The sequence below is a fragment of the Herpetosiphon geysericola genome, from assembly GCF_001306135.1.
GTDB classification, from domain to species: domain Bacteria; phylum Chloroflexota; class Chloroflexia; order Chloroflexales; family Herpetosiphonaceae; genus Herpetosiphon; species Herpetosiphon geysericola.
On the sequence record NZ_LGKP01000034.1, the window covers coordinates 40,642 to 48,946 of the forward strand.

The window sequence follows — 8,305 nt, forward strand, 5'->3', positions numbered from 1 at the left end:
CCTCATATGAAGGATTACTTTGTTTGTCCGTCGAACCCTGTTAAGCTAAAAACCTCGGTATAACGACCGAGGCAAGGGCAAGCAAGGAAAAACTGGCGTTGTCCTCGTTGACACGGCCTATATGACAAGTATAGCATAAAGCCTTGATTGCGCTGTCACCACTGTTGAGTGTTGGCACTAGCTCCAATCAAAAAGGGTAGCATTGCTGCTACCCTCGTTGCTGAAACGGCCCACTGGTTATTGGCTTAGCTCAATATAGGTATCTTGACCAAGCCGAATGGTGGTAGGCAAGCGCAATTGAATTGGTGTATTCGCTTGCTGGCGTTGTTCATTGATAAACAAGCCATTCTTGCTCAAGTCGGCGACATAGAATTGGCCACCGATCAAGCTAATTTCCACATGTTGGCGCGAGAGCAACTTATCGCCGGTGATGATCACGCTGGCTTCGCTGCGCCCGATGGTACATGGGAACATCGTAATCGTTTGATTTTGCAATTGGCTGCGGTCTGGCGTTTGGACAACCCGCACATTCAATTGTTGCTGGCGGCCTTGCGATACTGGCGGCGTATAAATCATGGTTGCGCCGTTATCGGGCATGCCACCATCGAAATGGGCCGTTGGAATGCTGGCGTTAGCGCTTGACGCTGGGTTGTTATAGCGCGCTGGCTGATTTGCCGCTGAATTTGGCGCTGGCCGAACCGCCGATTGTTGCTGCTGTTGCTGCGGCTGATTGGGATTTTGGCGCGCTGCTGGGTTTACGCCAGGCAAATCAATGCGATTAAAGGCTTGGGTTGGTGGGTTGTAGGGCATTGGCACATTGCTAGCCTTGGGCTTGCGATTACGCCACAAATACCAGAAACCAGCCCCAATCGCAATAATCACCAACGCAATCAGCACATAGACGCCATAGCGCTTGAGGAATGGCTCTTTTGGTTTGACTGGAAACAAGAAACTTTTGATCGGCGATTCGATTGGCCGAACATTTGATGTTTCCAAGATAATCTGCATGTTGAGCGTCGTCTGTTGCTCAGTTGGAATCAATTCTTGCGGGATAGTTGCAAGAGGGATCGCGATTTTAGGATTGGTTGGGTCAAGCGGAAAGCGATCTGATTCAAAGACTTGAAGATTTTCGCGTAACAAACGCACGCGATAAAAGGTAAATTTTGGATCGATAATTTTTTGCTCGTCGCCAATTTCAACGTCATCGATCCGAATTGTGTCTTGGGTATAATCAACAACTGGGTTTGAGCGAATGTCAAAGGTAATGGGAATGGGCACGTGATTAAAGGCTTCTGTTGCCAGCAGCTCGGTTTTACCTTCTTGGCTGGTAAATAAGAAGCCCTCGCTACTGTAGGCAAACACTTGCAGCGTATATTTACCTGCATCTTTCAACGCAGTATCGCTCATCTGCAAGGCAACATCTTGAGTTCCTTGTGATGGGATGCTCACACTGATAGTTTCGGTATGGGCAATAATCCCATTAGGATTTGAGGCTTTAACCTCAATTTTATTCATTTCAACCGGGCTATTGTTGGTAACCGTGAAATTGAATGAATATTTTTGCTCAAGTGGCAGCGCTTGAATATTGCTAATTTTGGCTTTGCTGGCAATTGGCAAATAACACTTGGTTTGACCCAAGGCAATCGTGTTTGCAACCTCGGTGCCATCGACCAGTTCGACGCGCAAGGTGGCTTGAGTATCGCCACAAGGCCGCAAATCGCCACGTGCCATCTTCTGATTTTTGATACTGTTCATAATTTGGAAGAATTTATCACCCATGGTATCGGGTGCCCCTTGAACGGCAAGGGCTTGGGTTTCGCTGGAAATTTGGTTAAGCACTTCAGGATTGATCCGGGCACAATTACCGCCAGCACAGAGCCCAATGGTGTAAATTGGCGTAATCGTTCCGGGCCGAGGATTGGCCTTAGTCGTTACATCAATCACGCTTTTGTCGCTACATTGGTTGCCATTGATATCTTCATCTTTACCATCGGTAAACAAGACGATTGCGCGCCGTTCTACCGGTTGCAAGCGATTGAGCATAAAGTTGGTCGTCAGATAGGCGGCGGTATACAAACACGTTTCGCCACCTGGTTCTGAAATGTAGCTATCACGGATGTAATTCTTTACTAGATTGCGATCCTCGGTAAAATCAACTTTCGGCAGATATTCTTGGTCGCTGCTGAGCCGAGTGAAGGTAAATAGCCCGATCAGCGCGCCTGCAGGAGCTTCATCAACCGCGCGTATTGCCGCTTCTTTGACAATCGGAACATAGTCGGCCATGCTACCGCTTTGATCAAGCACAATCGCAATTTTGATGGGAGTGGTTGGGTCGATTGGGGTTGCCGGGATAGTTTGCTGACTTACCGGCAAAACGATATTGGTTGCCGCAATCTTATCGACCGTGACAGCCTCGCCATTCGGAAAGCGGACGCTAAAATAGGTCTCAACCTTAAGCGTTGTTTCTTCCTTAACCACTGTGTGATTAATCACGACTTCAGGTTTATCGTCTTGGGAGTGGGCAGGCGCTGGCACAACCCACAAGAGGCTGAGCAACGCGATGATGGTGAACCAACTATGCTTTCTCATGGTTAACACTCATTCCAGCAACTAAAAACGGCTTACCAATTAAGGATACGGCGCAGTATACCATCCCTTAGTACTGTAGGCTAATTAGGATGGGGGTTGAACAAGATGCGCCTGGATTGTTGTATATAAAAGGTCGCTCAAGATTGCCTGATCAATCTGCTGCACTGGGGTTGTTTCTGGTTTGGCAGCTTTTGGGTTCGCCAGCCAAAGCGCGGCGTGGGCCATCAGCCATGAAAGGCTGGTTGGTTGGCTGGTTGCGGCAGCTGGCTCCTTGATGATCAGCAGGAGAGCGGCTTTTTCAGCCTCGGGCATTAATGCAGTGAGTTCGGCGGTGGGTGGTAAGTTAGCATTGCCCATGGTTGGCTGAGTTGTTAGTTCGATAATCTGTTTGATCACATGATCGAGTGTACCCAATTCGAGAAAGGTTTGCAAGCCTTGCGAATCGACATAATTGAGCACGATTAATTCATCGGTAAAGCTAAAGTATTTGGGTAAGCCTGTGCCTTCACGCTCGGTAATGCTCAAAATTGCCAGCGTGCTTGGTTGGAGGGTTGCCTCTAAAATGAGCGCTAATTCCCCCGTGATCGTGAGTTGGTTGCTATAGGGATCGCGCAGTAAAATCCCACGATCATATAGCTCATCCTCGGCAGTTTGGAGCTGTTCAGCACTAACTGCCAAATCATTGGTTGTATTATGGATGGCGAGTGCTTCGCCAACCAGATAATGCAGGATAATCGCTAACTCTGCCTGGGTGAGTACAAAACGATTCATTCGGGCCACCTCGATACTAGTTCAGACAACTCACTCAGGAATACGCGCTAGACGTGATGATGATGCGACCAGCTCTTCGGTAATATGACCATCCTCTATGAATTGTCATGGGCTGCTTAACGCTACGAGATTGGTTTTGATGCTGTGTGCCAATGTTTGGCATGCGTTTGCAATTCTAGCCTTGCTGGAATAGCCGCGATCAGCTTAGTTAAAGAGCGTTATAAGTTGGGCGAGCTTTCCATCAAGTTGCTTTGCCACCCATGCAAGATCGTTGGATTTATGGCGATTGAAGCTGTGCCATAAGCGTTGTAATTGGTTTGCTTGCTGATCAAGCAAATCGAGTACATTGTACCAACCTTGGGAGCCATCGAGTTTAAGGTGTTGGTTGGTCAGAAATGGGGCAGTATGGCGACCAAGCGCAAAGCTATATTCGCCATCAGAAAGCATCAGTAAGCCATTACACACAGGTGAACGGTATAAAACCAAACATTCTCTGCCACCATGCTGGGCATCGCACTGTTGGCGAACAAATTGATGGGCTTGTAAATGGCGCTGGAGCGCGTGCTCAGCGTAGTTGATAAAGCCCTGACATGTTGCACAGTTCGAATCCATCGATTTCCTTGAACACTTGCTGGCCCACAACCGTTTGCTTGGTTTGGAGGCCAGCAAGCAGGTTAGGCGCCGTAGTAGCGTTGCCGCTGCATAAATTGAATGTAATCAGCCAGCCATGTGGCTGGTGCGCCAGGCGCAAACATCGCCAACAGCTGCTCAAATTGGCCTGCGAGCAGTTGAGCCAGCCATTGATGATAGTCGAGGCTGCCATCCCAAAATTGTTCAATTACTCGTTGGGTCATGATTTTTTTGTTGGCCCGATATTCCAACAAATAGACCAGATTGAACCAACCTTGCGATCCATCAACTTCAAGAATTTGATCGGTCAGAAATGGCGCATCAAACGTGCCTAAAGCGCAATAATCAGCACCATCGCTGCGTTGAATCAACAGTTGGCAGCTTGGCGAATGATACAAGGCCAAACATTCCAAGCCGTTGTTTTGAGCATCACATTGAACGCGACGAAATTGACCAAACTCCAAATAGCTGCTCAATTGTTGTTCAACATAGCTGATATAGCCTTGGCACTGACCACAATCGTTGCTCACAAAAAACCTCTTAATCGTTCAAGGATTGGCTGGTTTGCAAAACTTCGCCACCTGGGCCAATACTTCCGCCTGCGACGCGTCCGCCAGTACTTGCCCGCCAGTCGCCAGTCTTGATCCAGCTATCACCAATTTGGCGATAACCATATTGGTAGGCTTGGCTTTGCATAAAGCGCACTTCCATCGCGCTATATGATTGGGGTCGCTTGGTCAAAATATCGTCAATCGAGCTGCCCTTAATATCGATGCGGCTAATGCCACTTTCAAGCTGCGATTGCAAAAATTCGCGGTTGACTGGCCAGATGCGATTATTGCCGCCTTCTGCAATGGGCTTGAGCGCATCCCACACTTCGGCGGTGGTGCTGAAATAGCGCCCGCCATGTGCATTTGCTTCGCCGATATAGCCAAGGAAGCCTGAGGCTGGATCAGCTTTGAACGCCCCTAGGACGACGCGATCGGTCAAGGCTGTGCCTGCGCCAACATGGCTTGATTGATTGGCAATATAGCGGGCCATTGCGGTTTCTGCGCCGCCGCCTTTGGCCAACATGCCAATATCGCCAGCTGCTTGGAGCGGGGTGCTGACGCGGGCAATATCCGCTGCCGCATCGGTAACGGTGGCTGCTTTGCTAAGCTTGGCTGCTTTCCCAACTTTATCAGCGCCTTTGGTGCCGATTAAGATCGAGCCAATAAACATGGTGCCTCGACCAATTGCTTCCCATGGGCGGCCATTTTCCCAAGCTTCAACATATGGCGCTTTGAAAGCTTCCCAGAATTCGCTTGGATGGGTGACTGCGTGCCAAATGCCTTTAACGGTTTCAACGGGATTGGTGACCATATTCCAGACGCCGACCACCATATCCTTGAGTTCTTTGCCTGCGCCAACGAAGAAATCTTTGACGCCATTGCCAACGCTGCTGAAGAACCCGCCAACGCTATCGAGCCAACTACCGCCGCCCTTGCCACCTTCAGCATTACCGAGCAATGAACCTTTGAATAAGCCAGCAGCTTCTTCTTCTGCTTGACTGAAGATTTTTTGGATTTCGAGGGTAACCTGCTGGGCCGTTTGGAATGCGTTAATCAGGCGATTGAAGGTTGGGAAGATTTCGTCGTTGAGTTCTTTGGCAAAGGCAACACTGGCATCGCCTTTCCAGCGGTCGTTTAATTGTTGGCCGGTGTTGCGAATCGTGGTTTGCAATTGTTCAACGGTTTGCTTGAGGCGACCGAAACGCTGAGCCACCTGTGCGGTTTGCTCATACTGTATCTGAACAACTTCCTTGCTCATGACACTGCTCCTAGGTTGTAAGGGGGTTGATAGTCGATTAGGGTGCTAGGGTGGGCCGCTCATGAGCTTGGGAGCTAATAAAAAGACCGAATTGATTAAAGAGAAAATAACCCATGAGGCGCAGCAACACGCTAATACTCCAATTTCAGTATACCAAAATCCTCCCTTTTGAACAACGATCAAAATTAAGAACCATCCTCAAACTGGCTACGAGCGCTCGTTTGAGAATGGTTCTTTGAATGGTTAGAATGGGTTACTTGAAGCCATCTTATAAGGCCGCAGTGGCCAATTGCTCAAACCAGCGCTGAATATGCTCGCGCAACCATGCTTGATCAATGGCCTGCACTTCAAATACATCAGGGTTGGTTTCGTCGAGCTGAATCGCCCACGCGCTGTTTGGCCCTTGCAGAATTGCTGGATTAATCGCATCGACGATTTCGGTATCTTCGCAACGTACAATTGCCAATGAAGCACTGAAGACTGGGGCTTGAATTGCTTCGATTAGGCTTTGAGCAGCTTGTTGGTCAAGCCCGGCAGCAGTTAAGCGCTTGAATGCTTCTGCATCAGCGCGATCTTCGGCCAAGCCTTTGATCGCCAAGAATTCGTCTTGGCTAATGCGCACACTGGCTTCGAAGGCTTTGCTTGGTTGTACTTCCAACAGAAACGCCAAGCGATCAAACAATACCAGCATATCCGGCAAAAACGCCAAGCGATGTTGATTCTCGGTTGGCAGAGTTTGCTCAACAATGCCTAATTGATTGACATAGTGTAAAAAGAGCTGGCTGCCAGCCTCAGGCATATCGCGGGTTGTGATGAAGGCAATATCGGGAAATGCCATAATTTGCGAGAATTCTAAAATTTCGCGTTCGATCATGACGGTTTCATCGGCGCTGATCGTGGCTAATTCTTTGGCTACTAAGCCTTGAACCCCTTGATTCAAAGCTGCCAAATGGCTTGCCTGATCGTGGGGAATCAAGCTATCATTATCTAAGCCAATAATTTTATTGGTGCGCGCAGCTTCGAGTAAGACCAAAAACTCGTTGCGCTCCAGAATAAGTCCGTCCATTGGTTAGAACCTCTCTATGTTACTTCGCTCCGCCAAACGAGATGCCAAATGAAACAAATGGTAATTTGACCTTCGTTTGTTTGCCAATGCTAAAGCCAAGCTCGGCCTTGAGGCCAACTTCGGCACTAACCCCAACGTTAACCCCGGCGACATTTACGCCTTTGCTTCCGGTAACCGAAACCAAGGTGCCACCAACGGTTGCGCCAAGTGAGCCATCTTTGATGCCAGCGAACCCTTCAACTGAAAGCGCTTTGCCTTCGATGGTTTCGGTATAGCCCAAGTTTTTGTTGCCATAGACATTGGTTAATTCGCCTTTGGCAACTGTTGCTTCGCCATATGGCCCAATGGTGAATTTTTTATCGCCATTCACACCTAAGCCGATCCCCACTTCGCCATAGCCAACTTGGTATTTGCCTTTGAGGGTATAGGGAATTGGGCCATCGACTTTAAGTAAATCGCCTTTGCCTTCGAGCAAAGCGCCACTTACCCCAAGCTTCAATTGCGGCTTAGTTTCGCCGGTTTTGGTTTTGTAATCATAGGTATGGATTTTAACTTTGCCCTTGACGGTTGGGCCGCTGCCTTGTTTATCGCCATTGCCGGATTGGCCACTGCCATCGCCGGATTGGCCGCTGCCGCTCCCATTGCCGCTCCCATTGCCGTTGCCATTGCCACCGCCCATCAATGAGCCTTTGAACAAAGCCGCAGCTTCTTCTTCTGCTTGTTGGAAGACCTTTTTGATTTCAATGGTCGTGCTTTGGGCTTGGTTAAATAAGCTTGTTAAGCGATTGAAGGCAGGTTGAACTTCGCCACGAAACTCAGCGCTAAATGCCTTTTGCGCATCGCCTTGCCATTCACCAGCTTCTAAGCGAGCTGCGATATTTTCAATCGATTTGAAAATCGCAGTTGTTGTATCGGCTGCCTTGCCAAAACGGCTGGCAACCTGATCCAACACATCGTACTTTGCCTGAACGGTTTCTTGAGGCATGACATAAACTCCATCGGGTATAAAAAGAACGGAAGTTTTATCATTGCTAGAAATACTAGCCAATGATTATGCTTGATGCTTGATCAGGTTAAACCGTGATTAAGCAGCTATGCTTCTCAGTTAAGACTGCAATAAAAGGCGCAGCCTTACCAAGCAAATACAATTGATCTCTGCAAGCATACTCGATGGATTGTTGGTTTACAAGAGGGGCTTTTGATGGATTTCGCACCGGAGGCTTAAACGGAATTAAGTATCCGGCGCATGGGCTACGAGTGGTTATTGCAACCAAGAATTTGGGTTTAGTGCCAAGCCATACTTAGCAGCTACCTGTAATGGTTCATAGCATTAACAACCGGACGCTGGCATCCCGCGCATACTCGCGACGAAACACCGCATCGGGGGTTTCGCCCCCAAGCCCCTGATGCGGTCGCCGCGTGTTGTAGCTCATTTCCCAC

At 48.7% G+C, this 8,305-nt stretch carries 7 protein-coding genes; all 7 read right to left on the reverse strand.

Annotation, left to right across the window (positions count from 1 at the left end):
- Window positions 1–237 precede the first annotated feature (237 nt).
- Entirely contained in the window at window positions 238–2,589 is a 2,352-nt protein-coding gene (locus SE18_RS20740; protein WP_054536387.1) for an FHA domain-containing protein, read from the reverse strand.
- An 84-nt stretch (window positions 2,590–2,673) separates the two neighbouring features.
- A complete protein-coding gene (locus SE18_RS20745) occupies window positions 2,674–3,360 on the reverse strand; it encodes a hypothetical protein (protein ID WP_054536388.1) in 687 nt (228 codons plus the stop codon).
- Between the two features lie 204 nt (window positions 3,361–3,564).
- The gene (locus SE18_RS20750; protein WP_054536389.1) at window positions 3,565–3,972 is read right to left on the reverse strand and encodes a hypothetical protein; all 408 of its coding nucleotides are present in this window, start codon (window positions 3,970–3,972) and stop codon (window positions 3,565–3,567) included.
- Window positions 3,973–4,034: 62 nt separating this feature from the next.
- A complete protein-coding gene (locus SE18_RS20755) occupies window positions 4,035–4,520 on the reverse strand; it encodes a hypothetical protein (protein WP_054536390.1) in 486 nt (161 codons plus the stop codon).
- Between the two features lie 10 nt (window positions 4,521–4,530).
- Complete coding sequence (locus SE18_RS20760; protein ID WP_054536391.1) at window positions 4,531–5,799, reverse strand: WXG100 family type VII secretion target; 1,269 nt, start codon at window positions 5,797–5,799, stop codon at window positions 4,531–4,533.
- A 268-nt stretch (window positions 5,800–6,067) separates the two neighbouring features.
- Window positions 6,068–6,865 (reverse strand): hypothetical protein, encoded by a 798-nt coding sequence (locus SE18_RS20765; RefSeq protein ID WP_054536392.1) that lies wholly within the window; start codon window positions 6,863–6,865, stop codon window positions 6,068–6,070.
- A gap of 19 nt (window positions 6,866–6,884) precedes the next feature.
- Window positions 6,885–7,850: a WXG100 family type VII secretion target gene (locus tag SE18_RS20770; RefSeq protein ID WP_054536393.1), complete on the reverse strand. Its 966-nt coding sequence runs from the start codon at window positions 7,848–7,850 to the stop codon at window positions 6,885–6,887.
- Window positions 7,851–8,305: the final 455 nt, after the last annotated feature.